Consider the following 18812-nt stretch of genomic DNA (forward strand, 5'->3'; position numbering starts at 1 on the left):
GTCGGCTCAGCTCTCCAGCTGCGCGCGGATCTCGGCGGCCTCGCCGAGCCGACCGAGCGCCTCGAACACGTTGCCGAGCTCGAGGGCGGCCACCTGCATCAGCGGCGGGTGGCCGGCCGCGTGCTCGATGGCGCTGCGGTAGACCGGCACGGCGTCGGCTGCGCGGTCGTTGCCGACGAGCACACGAGCCGCGAACAGCTCTGACCCTCCGGCGGATCCGACGTCGCCGAGTGCCGCGAAGCCGTCGGCCGCGGTGAGGGCGGCCGAGACCGCCTCGTCGACACGGCCGAGCTCGGCCAGGGCACGCGCCCGCGAGTCGGTCACATCGGCGAGCAGCCACCCGGCCTCGTGCTGCTGTGCGAGAGCGGCGACCTCGTCGAAGAGGCCGAACGCCCGCTCGTCGCCGCGCCCTCCGTAGGCCTGACCGAGGCTGTGCAGGACCTCGGTGAGGGCACCGACGGCATCGGGCGCGCGCCGCACGATCTCGGTCGCGGACTCGAGCAGGGCGATCGCGTCGTCGTGCTCGTCGAAGCGCGCGAGGATCTTGGCCTGCTCCGTCATCGACATCGCCTGATCCGCGTGCTCCTCGGCCTGTCCGAACAGCTCGGAGGCGTAGCCGTGCGCGCCGACGGACTGGCCGAATTCACCGGCCGCGCTCAGAGCCCGTGCGAGCATCGATGCGGTCATGGCGCGGGAGCCGGCGGGCACCTCTGCCTCTTCCTCGCGCTGCAGCACGTCGCCGAAGAGCTCAGCGGCCTCCTCCGCATCGCCGACACGCAGCATGGCGCGCGCCAGACGGAAGTCGAGGCCGGTCGTGTCGCCTCCCGATTCGCCTCCGAGGCGGGCGGCGAGGCGGTAGCGCGAGACGGCCTTCTCCGGCTCGTCCGCGTCCTCCCAGAGGGCGCCGGCGAGCAGGTGCGCGTCGCCGAGAGCGCGGGTCGCCCCCAGCTCGGCGAGCAGCCGACAGGCCTCATCGGCGTCGACCGCGCCCTCGACGTAGGCGCTGCCGCCGCCGCGCACACGTGCGCGGGTCTGCAGCGCCTGCGCCCGGTGGCCGGTGCTGAGGTCGTCCTGCGCGAGGAGACGGTCGAGCAGTGCGCTTCCCGCTTCGAGGTCGCCCTTGCTCAGCACGGCGGAGATCGCGAGCAGCGTCGTGGTGTTCGTCAGCCGGGTGTCTTCGGCCTCGGCGAAGGACCGTGCGGCCACCTCGGCGTGATCCAGCGCGGCGTCGGGTTCGCCGGACTGCAGGTGCAGGGCGGCACGGCTGATGGCGAGGTCGCCGCGTGTCCAGGCGGGGAGGTCGTCCGATGCGCCGATCTCCTCCTCCAGCGCGGCGGTCGTCTCCGGAGTGTTCAGGCCGAAGGTGGCAAGGCCGATGCGCTCCTCCAGATCGGCCTGCGCGTCACGGCCGGCCGCCCGCAGCGCGGCGACACGCTCCGGCAGCAACTGCAGGGCCTCTTCTGCGCGATCGAGTGCGATCAGGATCCCCAGGCGCATCGAGAGCAGCTGCGCGCGCTTGGCGGGGTCTTCGATCGCGAGGGCGTGGGGCAGGGCCTCGAGGGTCTCGTGCTCCGCACCGAACTGCGCGAGCTGCATCGCCCGCTCGAACCAGCCATCCGTGTCCACCGGGGTGGTGGTGGGGGCGGGGGCGACGAAGGCATCCGAACGGATCGGCACGTCGTACTGCTCGTCCTCGAGCGCGCGCATCCGCTCGAGGCTGCGCGCGTGGCCGTCCGTCCCGTCCCGTCCGTCGAAGCCCGCTCCGATCCGCTCGGCGGCGGCCCACGCTGCGGCCGCGAGGTCGGCGGCGCTCCAGGCGCCATCGTGTTCGCCGAAGAAGGGGACGAGGGCGGCCGACTCCGCACCGCGCACCGGGGTGTCGCCGTGCCCGACGGCGGTGACCCGGTCGAGCGCCACGGCGAGGGCGGCGAGGGCCGCGAAGTGCGCGTCGACGTTCAGCCCGTCGTGCGCGAGCCAGGCGATGTGCTTCTCGACCAGCGCCAGAGCGCGGGCCTCGTTGCCGGTGACGGCTGCGAAAACGATGTTGTTGGCGACGATGCGCAGGTTGTCGGGGTTGTCCTTGGCCAGCCGGTAGCTGCGCAGGTGCGCGGTCTTCGCCTCATCCAGGCGTCCGGCGCGCAGGTAGGGCAGCAGCACGCGCGAGAGGGCGTGCTCCGGCTCCTCGCCGCAGGAGAAGCCGCCCTCGATCATCTCCTCGACGAGGACGATCGCCTCCGCGTCGCGATCGGTGTCGGCGAAGAAACCGGCGATCTGGCTGCGCCCGCACGCGTCGCAGTGGCTGTGGTCGTCGCGCGGCGTGGCCTCCAGCTGCACCCGCAGTGCCTCGGCCTCATCCATGCGGCCCGCATCCCAGGCATCTTCGAAGCGGGCGGTGAGCACGCCGCTGACGCCGAGGCCCGCCGCACGGTAGTGGGATTCCATGTCGTCGAGCACGGCGGCGATCTGCTCCTGCGAGAACGCGGGGGAGGACCGCAGCGACGACGCCATCCACTTGAACTGCCACATCAGGTCGGCGCCGCCGTTGTCGAGGTCGGCGGGGAAGCGCTGCGGGTCGGCGTCGTGGTGGGCGAGGCACCATGCGAACGAATTGAGCATGACGTCGGTCGCGCCGTTCATGTTCGCCGACGCCGTCTGACGCATCCGTGCCTCGTACTCGAGACGCTCGTCGCCGATCTCCACCGCGAGGGCGACGGCTTCGGCGACCAGGGCCTGCTCAGCGGGCCCCCAGGGGGTGCGATCGATCTCCTCGATCAGCTGCTGGAAGCGCTTCTTCGGACGTGCCATGGACGGAACCTTTCGGGGAGGATTCAGCGAGCGTCGCCGAAGGGGATGGTGTCCCCCTCCAGACCGGCCGAGAGTGAGACGAGGTCGGCGAGGGCGCTGGTCATCAGCGCCCTGTCGGCATCGGCGAGCGGGTGGTGTCCGGCGAGCAGTGCCTGGATGTAGAGCAGCTGCACCGTACGTGCGAACACCGCGTCGTCCTGCACGCGCACCAGGGCGCGCACGACGCGGTTCGACCAGTTCAGGCACAGCCGAGCCCGCAGATCGTCCTCGCGCGCGGAGGACAGGGTCTGGTCGATGCGATCCAGCACGCCGCCCCACAGGGCGCCGGTGATGCCCTTGGTGCGCCCGCGATCGATCGCCCGCAGCACCTCGGGGTCGGCCACGTAGAGCCCGGCCAGGTCGGGGCGGTCGATGGAGCGCACGACGACGGAGCAGTCGGATGCGGCGAGCACGGCACCGGCGCGCGCCTCGAGGGCGACGGCGGCGCCGCGGTCATCGAGGGGAGGCGGGTCGAGCCGGTCGAGTTCTCCCGTGACGTCGACCTGCTCGACCGTGACCTGCGGGTAGAGGTCGGGCAGCATCCGGATCAGGTCGGCGTCGTAGAGGTAGCCGCCGTTGACGAGCACCTCGTCGGAGGGGGAGATGCCGGCCACCTGGCGGAACTCGTCCACCGTCTGCGCGTACCGGATGTGCGGGTACCGCGCGACGAGGTCGCCGATGCGCAGGGTGCCGTGTGTGGTCTCGACGGTCAGCCAGCGGGAGATGAAGCGGGCGAGCTCCTCGTCGTGGCGCACCAACGACTTGAGCCCCACCTCGTGCACGGCGACGAACTGCGCGAGGCGGTGCGGTTCGCGCAGCCCCAGCTCGAGCACCCAGCGGCGGATGCCGGCACCCAGCTGCTCCCGCACGCGTTCGAGCGCGGCGTCCTCGACGAGCGATTCCCGGCTCGCGGTCGGGGCGAGGCCGGTGGAGTCGATCACGGCGCGCACGAAGAACGCCCAGTCGGGGAGCACATCGTCCACGCGCTCGGAGAGCAGCATCCGCCCCAGGTACATGCGCGTGGCCTGGCGCGCGCCGGGAGGCGGAGCGAAGGGCAGTACGTACGCCAGGCCGCGGGTGCCCGTGGCGGGCTCGCTCAGCTCGATAACGTCGAGCGGACTCGCACCGAGGAGGTCCCGCCCGTAGCCCACGGCCGCCTCGGGATCCTCTGCCGCGTCGAGGAACGGCGCATCCCTGGTGATGTCGATGTCTCCGGCTGCGGTGTCGATCGTCACGCGCACCGGGAGGAACTCACCGAACGTCGTCGCCAGCTCGTGCACCGCCGCGGGGCGCAGCAGCTCGTCGGCGTCGAAACGCGGGACGAGGTGCACGCTGGTGCCGATCGGCAGCTCCTCGTCGATCTCGGCCACCTGGAACGTGCCGTCCGCGCTGCCCGTCCACTCGACCGAGGCGCCGCCGCGGGCGCTGCGGGAGCGGATGACGATCGTGTCGGCGACCATGAAGCAGCTCAGCAGGCCGATGCCGAACTGGCCGAGGTAGTCGCTGCGCGGGAGGTCGAAGATATCGCGCTTGGAGCTGCGGCCGACGGTCGCCAGCAGATCGGCGACCTCCGTGAGGGTCAACCCCACGCCGTCGTCGCGCAGCACGAACTCGCCGCTCTCTGCGGTCAACGGGGTGATGCGGATGCGTCCCCCGCCGCCGTCGACCTCGCGGCGGGCTGTGATCGCATCGCGGGCGTTCTGCAGCAGCTCCCGCAGGTACACCCGAGGGCTGGAGTAGATGTGCCGGCTGAGCAGATCGACGACTCCGCGCAGATCCACCTGGAACTGCTGCACTTCAGCGCTCACCGGCGCTCCCTCCTCCTGCATACGCTCGCTGAGCCTAACAAGAACACGCCAACGCGATCCCGGTTCGGCACCACCGGATCGATGCCGTATGCTTGAGGGGCAGTTGTTGTCTGCATTCTTTCGCCATGCCTGGGGTCTTCCGATCACAGTCACGGTGGCAGAGTGGAGAGAACACCCCGAGACCTCCCGGTCTCTAGGGCGGTAGCTCAATTGGCAGAGCAGCGGTCTCCAAAACCGCAGGTTGCAGGTTCGATTCCTGTCCGCCCTGCGCGTCAGCGCAACGCTGACACACGAAAGGTACATTCAGGATGGATCAGGACGAACCGCGCGGCGAGGTCGTCGCGGCCGGCGCCACCCGCGAGAAGACGGGCAACCCCTTCTCCCGGTTCTTCGGGAGCATCGCCCTGTTCATCCGCCAGGTCATCGCCGAGCTCCGCAAGGTCGTCACCCCGACTCGCAAGGAGCTGTTCAAGTTCACCGGGGTGGTGCTCGTCTTCGTTCTGATCGTCATGGGCATCGTCTACGGCTTGGACACGCTGTTCGCGTTCGTGACGCACTGGGTGTTCGGAATCCCTGGCTGATGACCCCCGCGGCTCACCCCGCAGCTATGGAGAAGAAACAACGTGTCTGAACGATATTCCGACGACGCCGACTGGGCGACCGCCGCAGAGCAGTCCAGCGAGGAAGACGAAGCCCAGGAGGGCAACGTGCTCGCTGAGGAAGAGCTCTCGGTCACCCCGGCTGAGCACGTCGCGGTCCACGTCGAAGGCGAGGACGGCGAAGAGGATGACACGGTTGACACCGACATCGACATCGACGACCCGGAGGCGGACGCGATCGTGAACGACGCTCTCAACCTGGACGAAGCGGCTGAGTCTGAGGCTGCCGCTGAGGTCCTCAACGAATCTGTGGCCGAAGAAGTCGCCGAGCTGGATGCTGCGGCGGCCGAAGAGGTCACCCCGTACGACGGCCCCGAGCTCGGCGCCGATGACGTGCAGGGCGACGAGGACTCCTCGACGGACGAAGACGACGAGGATGCCGAGGAAGACCCCTACGAGGCCTTCCGCATGGACCTCCGCATGCTCCCGGGCAAGTGGTACGTCATCCACTCCTACGCCGGTTTCGAGCGCAAGGTGAAGGCCAATATCGAGCAGCGCAAGTCGACGCTCGAGGTCGAGGACGAGATCTACCAGATCGAGGTCCCGATGGAAGACGTGGTCGAGATCAAGAACGGCCAGCGCAAGATGGTCACCCGCGTGCGCATCCCCGGCTACGTGCTGGTGCGCATGGAGCTCACGGAAGACACCTGGTCGGTCGTCCGCCACACCCCGGGCGTCACCGGCTTCGTGGGCAACGCCCACAACCCGACGCCGCTCCGCTTCGAAGAGGCCTTCAACATGCTGAAGTCGCTCGTCGAGGTCAAGGACGTCCCCACGGCCAAGAACATCGCGTCGAAGGGCGGCCTCGCCGTCGCTCGTCCGCTCCCGGCCGAGGTCGACTTCGAGGTCGGCGAGACCATCACGATCAAGGAGGGCTCGTTCGCGGGTCTTCCCGGTTCGATCAGCGAGATCAAGCCCGAGAGCGGCAAGCTCACGGTGCTCGTCTCCCTCTTCGAGCGCGAGACCCCGGTCGAGCTGTCGTTCGACCAGGTCACCAAGATGATCTGACATCCCTTCTCACGAGAACGGCCGTCCCTTTCGGGGCGGCCGTTCTCGCGTCACCGCCGGCATCGCCCGCACACTCGGTGGCCTTCGGCGGCGAGTGGTCTCCCGATCGGGTAGACTTATGTGGTTTGTGCGGCGCTTCGGCGTGCGCACAGACGACCACGGTCCGGAAACGCCGGATCTGTGGGAGAAGCGGGTGCTCCGGCATCCGATTCGATGAAAGGAAAGAGAATGGCACCGAAGAAGAAGGTGACCGGCCTGATCAAGCTTCAGATCAACGCCGGTGCAGCCAACCCGGCGCCGCCGATCGGCCCCGCGCTCGGTCAGCATGGCGTCAACATCATGGAGTTCTGCAAGGCGTACAACGCCGCGACCGAGTCGCAGCGCGGCAACGTCATCCCCGTGGAGATCACCGTCTACGAGGACCGCAGCTTCACGTTCGTCCTGAAGACCCCGCCTGCCGCGGAGCTCATCAAGAAGGCCGCCGGCGTCCCCAAGGGCTCCGCGACTCCGCACACCGTCAAGGTCGCGAAGATCACCAAGGACCAGGTCCGCCAGATCGCCGAGACCAAGCAGGCTGACCTGAACGCCAACGACATCGAGGCCGCGATCTCGATCATCGCCGGCACCGCCCGTTCCATGGGCATCACGGTCGAGGGCTGAGGAGAATAATCATGGCTACCAAGTCCAAGGCTTACAAGGCTGCCGCCGAGAAGATCGAGGCAGACCGTTTCTACACTCCGACCGAGGCCGTCGCGCTCGCGAAGGAGACCGGATCGTCGAAGTTCGACTCGACCGTCGAGGTCGCGCTGAAGCTCGCCGTTGACCCTCGCAAGGCAGACCAGATGGTGCGCGGCACCGTCATCCTGCCCCACGGCACCGGTAAGACCGCCCGCGTCATCGTCTTCGCCACCGGCCCCGCGGCCGAGGCAGCGATCGCCGCAGGTGCAGATGAGGTCGGCGGCGCCGAGCTCATCCAGAAGGTCGCCGATGGCTGGACCAACTTCGACGCCGCCGTCTCCACCCCGGAGCTCATGGGCCAGGTCGGTCGTCTCGGAAAGGTGCTCGGACCGCGTGGTCTGATGCCGAACCCGAAGACCGGCACCGTGACCCCGAACCCGGCCAAGGCCGTCGAGGAGATCAAGGGCGGAAAGATCGAGTTCCGCGTCGACAAGCACGCCAACGTGCACTTCGTCGTCGGCAAGGCCTCCTTCACCGCCGAGCAGCTGAACGAGAACATCGGCGCAGCGCTCGAGGAGATCGTCCGCCTCAAGCCGTCGAGCTCGAAGGGCCGTTACATCCAGAAGGGTGCGGTGTCGACCACGTTCGGCCCCGGCATCCCGCTGGACGTCAACTCCATCTGAGTCTGACTCGCACAAACGCCCCCGGGTTCTCCCGGGGGCGTTTCTGCGTCTTCCGAGCTCCTGCGAAACGAAACGTCATCGGATGCGGCGAACCGCCCCGTGCCACGTACTGTGGGGGAGTTCCCGCGACGGTCGCGTAAACTCGCACCGCGCTTCACACCCCAGGAGGGTTCATGTCCCGTCGTCTCATCGCCGTCACCGCACTCGTCGTCGCCGCCGCGGCTCTGACCGCCTGCAGCGGGTCGAGCACATCTGAGAGCACTGCGGGCAGCGGCGAGAGCTCCGCGAGCTCGGAGTTCGGGCTCGCGAAGGACGGCACGCTCACGGTCGGGACCGAGGGTGCCTACCGTCCCTTCAGCTTCCACGGCGACAACGGCGCCGGCGAGCTGACCGGATACGACGTGGAGATCATCGAAGCCATCGCCGACAAGCTCGGCCTCGAGGTGAAGTTCGAAGAGACCCAGTGGGACGCGATCTTCGCGGGCCTCGACGCGGGTCGGTTCGACGTGATCGCCAATCAGGTCACGATCAACGACGAGCGCGAGGCGAAGTACCTCTTCAGCACGCCGTACACCGTCTCTCCCGGCGTGATCGTCGTGGCCGAGGACGATGACACGATCTCGTCGTTCGCCGACCTCGACGGCAAGACCACCGCGCAGTCGCTCACGAGCAACTGGAACGACCTCGCCGCCGAGTCGGGCGCCACGGTCGAGGGTGTCGAGGGCTGGGCGCAGGCCGTCGAGCTCCTGCGCCAGGGACGGGTCGACGCCACCATCAACGACAAGCTCACGTTCCTCGACTACGAGACGACCAACAGCCCGACCGGTCTGAAGATCGCGGCGGAGACCGATGAGGCGGGCGAGCAGGCATTCGCCTTCGCGAAGGACAAGGAAGCCCTCGTCACGGCGGTCGACGCCGCGCTCGACGAGTTGCGCGCGGATGGCACGCTGGCCGAGATCAGCAAGAAGTACTTCGGCGAAGACGTCTCCCAGTAGCCGATGGAGAGTTCCTGGCAGCTGTTCCTGGACGCGCTCGGGCCGATCGCCTGGGCGGGTCTGACGGCGACGGTGCCGCTCGCGCTGGCGTCGTTCGCCCTGGGGCTGCTCATCGCCGTCGGCATCGCTCTGATGCGGATCTCGGTGAACCCGATCCTCTCGGGCGTCGCTCGGTTCTACATCTCCGTGATCCGCGGGACGCCGCTGCTGGTGCAGCTGTTCGTGATCTTCTACGGCATGCCGTCGATCGGGATCACGATCGACCCGTGGCCGAGTGCGATCATCGCGCTGTCGCTCAACGTCGGCGGTTACGGTGCCGAGGTCGTCCGCGCCGCCATCCTCTCGGTCCCGCAGGGGCAGTGGGAGGCCGCGTACACGGTGGGCATGAACCGCACCCGCACGCTCACCCGCATCATCCTGCCGCAGGCGGCGCGCGTGTCGGTTCCCCCGCTGTCGAACACGTTCATCTCGCTGGTGAAGGACACCTCTCTCACGTCGCTGATCCTCGTGACCGAACTGTTCAAGGTGGCGCAGCAGATCGCCTCGACCACCTACGAGTTCATGGTGCTCTACCTCGCCGCCGCGCTGGTCTACTGGGTGTTCTGCCTGGTGCTGTCGTTCGGCCAGAGCGCTCTCGAGAGGAGGCTCGACAGCCGTGTCGCGCACTGACAACACTTCAGAGGCTCTGCTCACCGCCCGTGGCCTGCGCAAGAGCTTCGGCGACAACGAGGTGCTCCGCGGCATCGACCTGACGCTGCACCGCGGCGAGGTCGTCGTGCTCATCGGCCCCAGCGGTTCGGGAAAGACCACCGTGCTGCGTGCTCTCAACGGCCTCGAGACGCCGGATGTCGGCACCATCGTCGTCGACGGCGGCCCCGAGATCGACTTCGCCCCGGAGGCGAAGCCCTCGCCCCGCGTGCAGAAGCAGAAGCGGCTCGCGCTGCGCGACCGCTCGGCGATGGTGTTCCAGCACCACAACCTCTTCCCGCACCTCACCGTCCTCGAGAACGTCATCGAAGGGCCGTGGCGGGTTCAGGGTCGACCGAAGGCCGAGGTCGTGGCCGAGGCACTCGCGCTGCTCGATCGCGTAGGTCTGGCCGACAAGGCCGATGCGCGTCCGCATCAGCTCTCGGGCGGGCAGCAGCAGCGTGTCGGCATCGTGCGCGCGCTCGCTCTCAAGCCCGATCTGCTGCTGTTCGACGAGCCGACCAGTGCGCTCGATCCCGAGCTGGTGGGGGAGGTGCTGCTCGTCATCAAAGAGCTCGCCGACGAGAACTGGACCATGGCGGTCGTCACCCACGAGCTGAGCTTCGCGCGCGAAGCCGCGGATCATGTGCTGTTCATGGACGGCGGCGTGGTGGTCGAGCAGGGGCCGCCGGCCGCGCTCTTCAGCGCCCCGCAGCATGAGCGCACGCAGCGATTCCTCACCCGCATCATGCGTCCGCTCGACGGCGCCTGAATCCCGCGGACCCTCGCCCCGCGCGCGGATCGGTGGCAGGATGCCCTCGTGGGAACCATCGACGACTACCTCGCAGACCTCGCCGCCGCTGATCGTGACGTGATCGATCGTGTCTATGCCGTCGCGCGCCGAGAGGCGCCGGATGCGGAGCAGGGCAAGGGGTATGGCATGCCCGCGCTCGTGCACGGCGGCAAGCCGTTGCTCTCGGTGATGCGCGCCAAGAAGCACATCGGGATCTACCCGTTCAGCCCGGATGCCGTCGCCGCTGTCGCAGACGTTCTCGACGGGTATCCCGGGGTCAGCGTCGACAAGGGGACCATCCGGTTCCAGCCCGAGCACCCGATTCCGAGCGAGGTCCTCGAACGCCTCGTCCGTGCCCGGCTCGCCCAGATCGACGGCGCCTGAAGCCGATCAGCCCCCCAGGACGGGTAGCACGAGGCTGATCGCGATCGTGATCATGACCACCGCGATCACGGCGTCGAGGATGCGCCACGACCGCGGCGTGCGCAGCCAGCGTCCGAGGTAGCGCGCCCCGAACCCCAGCGCGGTGAACCACAGGAGGCTGGCGGCCATCGCTCCGGCCGCGAACAGCCAGCGCTCGTCGCCGTGCGTGGCCGCGATGGACCCGAGCATCAGCACGGTGTCGAGGTACACGTGCGGGTTGAGCCAGGTGAGGGCGAGGGTGGTCAGGATCACGGGGGCCAGCCGGCTGCGGGTGAGAGTCGCGCTCGCGCCACCGGTCGCGCGGGAACCGGGGGACGCGGCATCCGTCGCGTCGACCTCGAGCTCCTCGCCCCCTCGCCAGGCGCGACGGGCGGCCAGCGCTCCGTAGGTCAGCAGGAACAGGGCCCCCGCCCAACGCGCGACCACGACCAGCCAGGGCGCGGCGGAGAGGACGAAGCCGAGTCCGGCGACTCCTGCGGCGATCAGGGCTGCATCGGAGAGGGCGCAGATGATCACCACGGCGAGGACATGCTCGCGCCGGATCCCCTGACGAAGCACGAAGACGTTCTGCGCGCCGATCGCGACGATGAGGGAGAGGCCGAGTCCGAGGCCGGCGAGAGCGGTGAGCATGGGTTCAGCCTAGGAATCGAGACGCATGAAGTGAAGCGAAGATTCCTATCGCACCATTAGCATCTCTAATGTGCGCATCGATCCGGAACTCGCGACCACCCTCGCCGCGATCGTCGACGAGGGGACGCTGGATGCCGCGTCGAAGCGGCTGCAGATCACCCCTTCGGCAGTGAGTCAGCGGTTGAAGACTCTCGAGCAGCAGCTCGGTCGCATCCTGGTGGTGCGCACCAAGCCTGCACGGCTCACCGAGGCGGGGGAGGCCATCGTGCGTCTCGCCCGACAGGTCGCGCTCCTGGAGCACGACGCGCTCGTCGGCGTCGGCATCGATGAAGCAGAGGGCAATCGGCGGATCACGATACCTCTCGCGGTGAACGCCGACTCGATGGCTACGTGGTTCCTCGCCCCGCTGGCACGACTCTCCGCGCGACACGACATCGACTTCGGCCTGCATCGCGACGATCAGAACTTCACCGCCCGCCTGCTGGAATCGGGCACCGTGATGGCGGCTGTCACGAGTGAGGAGAGCGCCGTCTCCGGGTGCTCGGTGTCGCCTCTCGGCGTGCTCGAGTACCGGGCGATGGCCGAGCCGGCATTCGCCGCGCGCTGGTTCCCGGAGGGAGCGACCGAGAGCGCCATGTCTGCGGCGCCGTTCGTCGACTTCGATCGCAGGGACACCCTGCAACACGAATGGCTCAGGGAGATGTCGGTGGCGCAGGAGGGAGTGCCCCGGCACTACGTCCCCGCATCCCACGACTATGCCCTCGCCGTCACGCTCGGCCTCGGCTGGGGGATGGTCCCGCTGCTCCAGGAATCGAGCGGGCTCGTTCCTCTGGGCGGACCGACCCTTCGCGTGCAGCTGTTCTGGCAGCAGTGGAACCTGCGCTCGGAGCTGCTCGACACCATCGCCGCGGAGATCGCTGCCGAGGCGCGACGGGTTCTCGGCGGCGCCCCGGCCCGCTGATCGCGATAGGGCCCGGCGGACAGTGAGTCGATTCTGCGCGGGATGATCGAATCTCGTGCGCGAAATCGCCTTGTTCTGCGGGTGAGGCGATGAGAGGATGGCGCAAACGCGCAGATGCGAGGTCGTTGAGGGGCGACCGGAACACAGGCATTCGCGTGGCTCACGAATTCCTGAGGGGGAAGCGACATGGCAACCAAGGCAACCCAGCGCAAGGTGCTGGCGGTACTGGCGGGCGGGCTCGTTCTCGGCGTCGGCACCGCCGTGACGCTCGCGGCCTGGAACGACTCCGAGTTCGCGAACGGCACGTTCACCGCCGGCGCGTTCAATCTGCAGGGCTCTACCGACGGCACCGCGTATGCCGATCACAACTCGGCCGGCAGCGCGGCGACTCTCGCGTTCACCCTGCCGGCCGGACTCGTGGGCAACATGTCGCCGAACAGCTCGGTCTATGCCGGGTTCTGGGTGCGTCTCGCAGCCGGCACCACCAGCGGCGCCGATCTCGTCGCCGATGGCACCACGGCCGATGCCGCGGCCACGTCGAACTCCGACCACCTGTCGTACTCGATCTATCAGTTGGCGCCGGGAGCGACCTGTGATGCGGCATCCGCGACAGGAACACCGGTGGCGACCGGGACGACACTCGACCTCCAGACCGGCGTCACCACCGTGCCGCTCACCGCGGGGGCGACCTCCACGGATCCGGGGACGGCCGTGCAGCTGTGCTTCAAAGTGACGGCGGACGCCGCGCTCGAACCGAGCCTGGTGACCAACGCCACCTGGAAGTTCACGGCCACGTCGACGAACTGAGCATGTGATGATCACCCGCAGAGAAGTGCGGGAGAGGCGGCGGCTGCGCTCTCGTCGACTGCGAGCGGTCCTCGCGGGAGGGGTCGTGCTCGGCATCGGCGTCGCCGCCACGCTTGCCGCCTGGAACGACTCCGAATACGGATCCGCCAGCTTCACGGCCGGGAAGTTCGACATCGTGGGTGCGGTCGACGGAGCCACGTTCTCGAACCACGCGACCGCGGGCACAGCCGCGACGCTGAACTTCCAGCTCGTTCCGACCGCGATGGCACCGGGCAACTCCACCTATGCGCTGTTCAGCGTGAAGACTGCGAATCCGTCGGTGGCGGGAACCGTGCAACTGATCGCGGGAACACCGACAGGCACCGGGCTCGCGGCGCATCTCACCTACGGCGTGCGCACGATCACCGGAACCACCTGCAACTCGACCACGTATGCGGCCGGGACCGCGGTCGTGGCGGATGGTTCGGCCCTCACCGCAGGAGGCGCCACGACCCAGGCCGTGACCGCGAACGGGGCCACCCCGGTCAACTACTGCTTCGCGGTGACGCTTCCGCTCGCCGCTCCGAACGCGGCACAGGGGCTGACGATGACGCAGACCTGGCAGTTCCTCGGGACGTCGTCGTAGTCGCAGCAGCAGCAGCGAGAGAAGGCGCACGGAGAGGAGGACGAGATGACGACCCCGACGACACGGCGGAGCCTGCGTGAGGCGGCCCCGTTCCCCGCCCCGGCGGATCCGCACCCGACCGCCGAACACGTGCGCACCCGGCTCCGCCCCGGGCGGCTGATCGGCGACGTGCTGCTCTGGATCGCCGCGGTGGCCGGTACGGTGTGCATCCTGCTCGTCGTGCTCGCATTCACCGCACAGATCACGCTCATCATGTTCCGCACCGGTTCGATGTCGCCGACCATCCCGGCAGGATCCGTGGCCGTGGTGCAGCGCATCCCCGCGGCCGAGATCGGGGTCGGGGACGTGGTGACGGTCGATCGTCCTGGCGAGCTGCCGGTGACGCATCGCATCACCACGATCACGCCGGGACCGAGCGCTCAGGAGCGGGTGATCACGATGCGCGGCGACGCGAATGCCGCAGATGATCCGTTCCCCTACACGGTGTCGTCGGTGCGGAAGGTGCTGTTCTCCGTTCCCGGGATCGCGCTGATCGTCGCCGGGATGGGCGAACCGATCGTGTTGGGAGCGCTGACGGTCGCCGCGACCTCCCTGGTGGTGTGGGCGTTCTGGCCGCGTGGACAGCGTCGGTCCGCTCACGATCCTGACGGGAGCGGACCATGAGGCGCGCGGTCGCTGTCGTGTTGCTCGCGGTCCTCGCGATCGCGATGCCGACCGCTGCATGGGCGGCGCCGACGACGCAGGTCATCCAGGGCTCGATCCTCCGTCTCGTCTCGGTCGCCGACTGGGCGGCGGCCGGCAGGCTGCTGCCAGGGCAGCCGGTGGAATGGGACATCGCGGTGAGCGCCGATGCCCCGGATCCGGGAGTCGTGCGGATCGCCGTCAGCGCGACGGGTGAGGCGCAGCTGCTCCTCGACGTCTCGACGTGCCCCGAGGCCTGGACCGAGACAGGATGCCCTGGTGGTGCGACCGCGCTGCGCGTGGGCTGGAGCATCCCGCGCGACGGGGTCGAGGTTCCGCTCACGCAGATGGCGGACACCGAGACGGCCCACCTCCGTCTCTCGATCGTCCTCGATCCCTCCGGGGGCTCGGGTGCCGGCAGCACCGATGTCCGCGTGCACGCGCAGGGGGCAGGCGAGACCGTGATCGCGGGGTCCGGTGGCGGGCTCGCGACGACTGGACTGCCACCGGGAGCCGCGAGTGCCGTCGTGGTCGGAGCGGCGCTCGCGGTGTCGGGTGCGGTGCTCGCGGTCCGCCGTCGCAGAGGCGCGGTGCCCGAGGAGGGGAGGAGGACATGAGGCGCAACGCGCGTGCGCGCATCCTCGCCGGCGTCGTCGGGCTCGCCGTGCTGGTCGGGGTCGGGTCATCGCCCGCCGTGCAGATGACCGACGCCGCCTTCACGGACAGCGAGTACGCCGCCGGGTCGTTCACGGCCGCGACGCTGGCGAAGCCCGTGGTGACCTCGTGCACGGTGACGAGCTTCTTGGGCACCTTCACGGGCTTCACGATCACGTGGACGTCGCCCTATCCGAAGGTGCAGCAGCGCTTCTCCATCAACAACGTCGTCGTGGACAACGCCAACGTCACGCAAACCGGATCAGGGCCCTACACGTACTCGTCCACGATCAGCTCGGGCCTGCTGAACACGCTGCTGGGGAGTCTTCTCGGATCGACCAATGCGGTCAAGGTCGAGGCGACCTACTCCGGAACGTCGTGGGCCTCGGCTCCGGCGACGCGTTCGCTCTCGGTCGGCGGTCTCCTGGGGCTCGGCGGCAACAACACCTGCACCTGAGCGGTGCGTCGCTCCGGTCGGATGCCTCGTCAGTCGGCGAGTGCCAGCGCGCGGAAGGCATCGCGTTCGCGGAGCTGTTCGCGGCGGCTGGCGGCGGCATCCGTCATCCGGCTCGGCACCTGCTGGCCGGTGGTGCGTCGGTAGAGCTCATCGATGAGGTCGGTGGCGAGGCCGACGAGCTTCGCGATCTCGCGGTCGTCGCGGTCGATCCAGACGCAGCGCGGCTCATCGTGGATCGGAGCGAAGTCGACGTGCTCCTCCCACACGAACAGGGTCCGTTCGGCTCCGAGCACGTGCTGCTGCCACCAGACCTGGCGCAGGTAGGTGCGGGGGATGCCGCGGAAAGCCTTGTTCGTGGTCTTGATCTCGGCGAGCTTCACGCGCCCGTCCGCGTCGACCGCGATGCCATCGGGGGTGGCGAGGTGGCGGTGCTCGACCTCGGCGCGGAACAGCGCCGAGGAGGGGAGAATGCCGTGGGTCGCCGCGACCCATGCGGCGATCTCCGGCTCGCGCCGACGACCGTGATCGGTGTAGGCGTTGCCGCCGAAGCGGGGCCCTCCGCCCAGTTTGGAGTCGGCCGCCCTGGCGATCGACTTCTCCGAGGTCAGTCCTGCCACATCGGTGGCGGTGATGCCCCGCGAGCGCGCCCTCAGCCACGCCACGCGGTCGCGGGAGTCCGCGACGATGCGTGCAGAGAGTTCCGGTGTCACCCTTCGACCCTAACCCCGCCCGCCGACCCTCCCTCCCGTACACGCCGCCCTCACGCGTCCGCCCCTCCCGCATCCGCGTACCCCTCCCGCATCCCAAGGTGGTCGCCGAAACCCACGGTGGTCGCCGAAACCCACGCCCGCAGTCGCGTGGGGGCATGGGTCTCGGCGATAAGCATGGGTCCGGGTGCCGCCAGGCGGTCAGGAGCTCCTCTGCCTGTCGTTCTGCACGGCGGCGATGTGAAGCGACTTGTCCGCACCTCTCGGAAGTTCGAGTCTTCGGGATGCGGGTGGCGCGCGCGACGAGTGAGGATCGAGTTCATGCGCAAGTCCGTCACCATCGAAGAAGCGCGCCGGCTCCTTCTCGCCAGAAGCGATGTGCTCGCTCGAGGGGTATCTGAGCGCGAACTCCGTGCCATGGTCGACAACGGCTCGATCGTGCGAGTGCGTCGCGGCTGGTATGTGGATTCAGCGGAGTGGGAGCAGCTCTGGACCGAAGGTCGCCATCTGATGAAGGTGCTCGCCGTGCATCGGGAATCCGCCGGCGGTGGTGCCGCATTCTGCTTCGCCTCGGCGGCCGTGATCCACGGACTCCCGCTCTATCGGACTTCGACGACGTACGTTCACGCGGTTCTCGGCCCGACGAGTCGAAGCAGGGTGAAGTGGGGCGTCGCGAGGCACCACCTCACACTTCGTGAGAGCGACCTCGTGGAAGTCGAGGGCATCAGATGCACCTCGCTCGAGAGGACCGTGCTCGATCTGGCGTCCCGGCTCACGCCTGAAGCGGCGATCGCCGTCGCCGACGCGGCGCTGCGGCGCATCGCCGTGCGCAGACACGAGCAGGACCATATCGCCGCCGCAGAGCGGAGGGACGAACTCGGGAGGCGGGCGCAAGCCCTCTCGAACCGGGGCATCCGTCAGGCCCGAGAGGTGATCGCGTTCTCGGATGGCCGCGCCCAGCTTCCTGGAGAGAGCGTGAGTCGTCTGCACCTTCACCGACTCGGGTTCACCGAGGTCGATCTGCAGTCGCGCGTCACCGGACCGCATGGCGAGGACTATCGGCTCGACTTCGCCTTTCGGGGAGCGCAGACGTTCGGCGAGTTCGACGGGCGAGGAAAGTACCTCGATCCGACGTTGCGTACAGGGATGTCGGCGGAGGCCGTGGTGCTCGCGGAGAAGCATCGGGAGGATGCGATTCGCGGTGTCACCGGGTGGTGGATCGTCCGCTGGGGATCCGAGCACCTCGTCACGTCAGATGCTCTCGGCGCGCGGCTCGGTGCGTTCGGCCTCCGCCCCTGATCCCGGGCTTCGAGACCTCTCGTGCGCTGGCCCGCGCCGCGCGCTCCTGTGCGCCACGTCCCCGAGACCCATGTGTGCCGCCGAGGCCCACGCTCGGATGCGTATCCAAGTGTGGGCCTCGGCGGGGAACGTGGGTCTCATCAGGGCGCGTGGGTCTCGTCAGGGGAGGGGGGAGAGGGAGAGGGACGGGGGCGAGTGGATTTGGGGGAGAGGTGCGGGTGGGGTACAGTTATCCCGAACCGAAGACCGCTGGTCATCGTCGTGTGCGAAAGCGCGCAGCGATCGAAGCTCTGCACAGCAGGGGCCCGCGCAGGACACGAACTTTCCAAAGCTCCGTGCGCTTGCGCCGGAGCTTTTCTCTTTGCAGGTGGTCCAGGTCGGCGCCTCACCACCGTGCGGCGCCTCGTACACACCAAGGAGTGACCATGGCGCAGAAGGATGCATCGGTCGCCGAGCTCACGAAGTCATTCGAGAACTCGACTGCCGTTCTGCTGACCGAGTACCGCGGTCTGACGGTTGCCCAGCTCAAGGAGCTGCGCAACAGCATCCGTCAGGACGCTGAGTACGCCGTGGTGAAGAACACGCTGACCAAGATCGCCGCCAACAAGGCTGGCATCTCCGCGCTGGACGACGACCTCAAGGGTCCGTCGGCTGTCGCGTTCGTGCACGGTGACTTCGTCGCCACCGCCAAGGCTCTGCGTGACTTCGCCAAGGCCAACCCGCTTCTCGTGATCAAGTCCGGCATCTTCGAGGGCAACGCCCTCACCGCGGACGAGGTCAACAAGTACGCCGCGCTCGAGAGCCGTGAGGTTCTGCTGGCGAAGGCTGCGGGCATGATGAAGGCGACGATGGGCAAGGCTGCCGCCACCATCGATGCTCTTCGCGAAAAGCTGGAGACCGCAGAGGCCGCGTAAGCGACCTGCGATCTCGTCTACAAACCCCATCTATCTAGGAGATACATCATGGCGAAGCTTTCCACCGAGGAACTGCTCGAGCAGTTCGCCGGCCTGACCCTCATCGAGCTCAACGAGTTCGTGAAGGCGTTCGAGGAGAAGTTCGAGGTCACCGCTGCTGCTCCCGTCGCCGTCGCCGGTGCTGCGGGTGGCGCAGGCGCTGCTGAGGCTGAGGAAGAGAAGGACTCCTTCGACGTCATCCTCGAGGCTGCTGGCGACAAGAAGATCCAGGTCATCAAGACCGTCCGCGAGCTCACCTCGCTGGGTCTCGGCGAGGCCAAGGCTGTCGTCGACGGTGCCCCGAAGGCTGTCCTTGAGGGCGCCAACAAGGAGACCGCCGAGAAGGCCAAGGCTGCTCTCGAAGAGGCAGGCGCAACGGTTACCCTCAAGTAATCGCGACGCTCACGCGTTTCTCAACGAAGGCCCCGGGTTCGCCCCGGGGCCTTCGTGCGTTTCCCGC

At 68.4% G+C, this 18812-nt stretch carries 21 protein-coding genes and 1 tRNA gene; 18 read left to right on the forward strand and 4 right to left on the reverse strand.

What is annotated here, in order from left to right:
* Positions 1-6: 6 nt before the first annotated feature.
* Positions 7-2805 carry a hypothetical protein gene (locus F6W70_RS03245; protein WP_151485893.1) on the reverse strand — a complete coding sequence of 933 codons (2799 nt, stop codon included), beginning with the start codon at positions 2803-2805 and terminating at the stop codon, positions 7-9.
* Between the two features lie 23 nt (positions 2806-2828).
* Positions 2829-4652, reverse strand: a complete 1824-nt coding sequence (locus F6W70_RS03250) for an HSP90 family protein (protein WP_170287849.1) — start codon at positions 4650-4652, stop codon at positions 2829-2831.
* Between the two features lie 195 nt (positions 4653-4847).
* Between F6W70_RS03250 and F6W70_RS03255 the strand changes: the two genes are divergently transcribed.
* The 9 genes from F6W70_RS03255 to F6W70_RS03295 all read left to right on the forward strand — a co-directional run bounded on the left by F6W70_RS03255 (position 4848) and on the right by F6W70_RS03295 (position 10539).
* Positions 4848-4920: transfer RNA gene (locus tag F6W70_RS03255), tRNA-Trp, on the forward strand.
* Positions 4921-4960: 40 nt separating this feature from the next.
* Entirely contained in the window at positions 4961-5233 is a 273-nt protein-coding gene (secE, locus tag F6W70_RS03260) for a preprotein translocase subunit SecE (protein ID WP_017829147.1), read from the forward strand.
* A 42-nt stretch (positions 5234-5275) separates the two neighbouring features.
* Complete coding sequence (gene nusG / locus F6W70_RS03265; RefSeq protein ID WP_151485895.1) at positions 5276-6319, forward strand: transcription termination/antitermination protein NusG; 1044 nt, start codon at positions 5276-5278, stop codon at positions 6317-6319.
* Between the two features lie 228 nt (positions 6320-6547).
* Positions 6548-6979 carry a 50S ribosomal protein L11 gene (rplK, locus tag F6W70_RS03270; protein WP_017829145.1) on the forward strand — a complete coding sequence of 144 codons (432 nt, stop codon included), beginning with the start codon at positions 6548-6550 and terminating at the stop codon, positions 6977-6979.
* Positions 6980-6990: 11 nt separating this feature from the next.
* Entirely contained in the window at positions 6991-7680 is a 690-nt protein-coding gene (gene rplA, locus F6W70_RS03275; RefSeq protein ID WP_017829144.1) for a 50S ribosomal protein L1, read from the forward strand.
* A 173-nt stretch (positions 7681-7853) separates the two neighbouring features.
* Positions 7854-8675, forward strand: a complete 822-nt coding sequence (locus F6W70_RS03280) for an amino acid ABC transporter substrate-binding protein (protein ID WP_151485896.1) — start codon at positions 7854-7856, stop codon at positions 8673-8675.
* A gap of 3 nt (positions 8676-8678) precedes the next feature.
* On the forward strand, positions 8679-9344 hold the full coding sequence (locus tag F6W70_RS03285) for an amino acid ABC transporter permease (RefSeq protein ID WP_151485897.1): 666 nt from the start codon (positions 8679-8681) through the stop codon (positions 9342-9344).
* On the forward strand, positions 9331-10134 hold the full coding sequence (locus F6W70_RS03290) for an amino acid ABC transporter ATP-binding protein (protein WP_151485898.1): 804 nt from the start codon (positions 9331-9333) through the stop codon (positions 10132-10134). The genes F6W70_RS03285 and F6W70_RS03290 overlap by 14 nt, the downstream gene beginning before the upstream one ends.
* Before the next feature lie 48 nt (positions 10135-10182).
* Positions 10183-10539, forward strand: coding sequence for an iron chaperone (locus tag F6W70_RS03295; protein WP_151485899.1), 357 nt, complete (start codon positions 10183-10185; stop codon positions 10537-10539).
* A gap of 6 nt (positions 10540-10545) precedes the next feature.
* On the opposite strand, the gene lysE is transcribed toward F6W70_RS03295, so the two are convergent.
* Positions 10546-11208 carry an L-lysine exporter gene (gene lysE, locus F6W70_RS03300; protein ID WP_151485900.1) on the reverse strand — a complete coding sequence of 221 codons (663 nt, stop codon included), beginning with the start codon at positions 11206-11208 and terminating at the stop codon, positions 10546-10548.
* 70 nt (positions 11209-11278) lie between these two features.
* Here lysE and F6W70_RS03305 point away from each other — a divergent pair, with 70 nt between their 5' ends.
* The 6 genes from F6W70_RS03305 to F6W70_RS03330 all read left to right on the forward strand — a co-directional run bounded on the left by F6W70_RS03305 (position 11279) and on the right by F6W70_RS03330 (position 15393).
* On the forward strand, positions 11279-12169 hold the full coding sequence (locus tag F6W70_RS03305; protein ID WP_151485901.1) for a LysR family transcriptional regulator ArgP: 891 nt from the start codon (positions 11279-11281) through the stop codon (positions 12167-12169).
* Between the two features lie 186 nt (positions 12170-12355).
* The gene (locus tag F6W70_RS03310; RefSeq protein ID WP_151485902.1) at positions 12356-12976 is read left to right on the forward strand and encodes a SipW-dependent-type signal peptide-containing protein; all 621 of its coding nucleotides are present in this window, start codon (positions 12356-12358) and stop codon (positions 12974-12976) included.
* A gap of 7 nt (positions 12977-12983) precedes the next feature.
* Positions 12984-13601, forward strand: a complete 618-nt coding sequence (locus tag F6W70_RS03315) for a SipW-dependent-type signal peptide-containing protein (protein ID WP_151485903.1) — start codon at positions 12984-12986, stop codon at positions 13599-13601.
* A 45-nt stretch (positions 13602-13646) separates the two neighbouring features.
* Positions 13647-14264, forward strand: coding sequence for a signal peptidase I (locus F6W70_RS03320; RefSeq protein ID WP_151485904.1), 618 nt, complete (start codon positions 13647-13649; stop codon positions 14262-14264).
* Positions 14261-14899, forward strand: coding sequence for a hypothetical protein (locus tag F6W70_RS03325; RefSeq protein WP_151485905.1), 639 nt, complete (start codon positions 14261-14263; stop codon positions 14897-14899). The genes F6W70_RS03320 and F6W70_RS03325 overlap by 4 nt, the downstream gene beginning before the upstream one ends.
* The gene (locus F6W70_RS03330) at positions 14896-15393 is read left to right on the forward strand and encodes a hypothetical protein (protein ID WP_151485906.1); all 498 of its coding nucleotides are present in this window, start codon (positions 14896-14898) and stop codon (positions 15391-15393) included. The genes F6W70_RS03325 and F6W70_RS03330 overlap by 4 nt, the downstream gene beginning before the upstream one ends.
* A 29-nt stretch (positions 15394-15422) precedes the next feature.
* On the opposite strand, the gene F6W70_RS03335 is transcribed toward F6W70_RS03330, so the two are convergent.
* Positions 15423-16103 (reverse strand): YqaJ viral recombinase family protein, encoded by a 681-nt coding sequence (locus F6W70_RS03335; RefSeq protein WP_017829132.1) that lies wholly within the window; start codon positions 16101-16103, stop codon positions 15423-15425.
* A 318-nt stretch (positions 16104-16421) separates the two neighbouring features.
* Here F6W70_RS03335 and F6W70_RS03340 point away from each other — a divergent pair, with 318 nt between their 5' ends.
* The 3 genes from F6W70_RS03340 to rplL all read left to right on the forward strand — a co-directional run bounded on the left by F6W70_RS03340 (position 16422) and on the right by rplL (position 18745).
* Positions 16422-17399: a type IV toxin-antitoxin system AbiEi family antitoxin gene (locus F6W70_RS03340; protein ID WP_151485907.1), complete on the forward strand. Its 978-nt coding sequence runs from the start codon at positions 16422-16424 to the stop codon at positions 17397-17399.
* A gap of 425 nt (positions 17400-17824) precedes the next feature.
* On the forward strand, positions 17825-18313 hold the full coding sequence (gene rplJ, locus F6W70_RS03345) for a 50S ribosomal protein L10 (protein ID WP_017829129.1): 489 nt from the start codon (positions 17825-17827) through the stop codon (positions 18311-18313).
* Positions 18314-18361: 48 nt separating this feature from the next.
* A complete protein-coding gene (gene rplL / locus F6W70_RS03350; protein WP_017829128.1) occupies positions 18362-18745 on the forward strand; it encodes a 50S ribosomal protein L7/L12 in 384 nt (127 codons plus the stop codon).
* Positions 18746-18812 lie beyond the last annotated feature (67 nt).

It is taken from the genome of Microbacterium maritypicum, from assembly GCF_008868125.1.
Taxonomy (GTDB): Bacteria; Actinomycetota; Actinomycetes; order Actinomycetales; family Microbacteriaceae; genus Microbacterium; species Microbacterium maritypicum.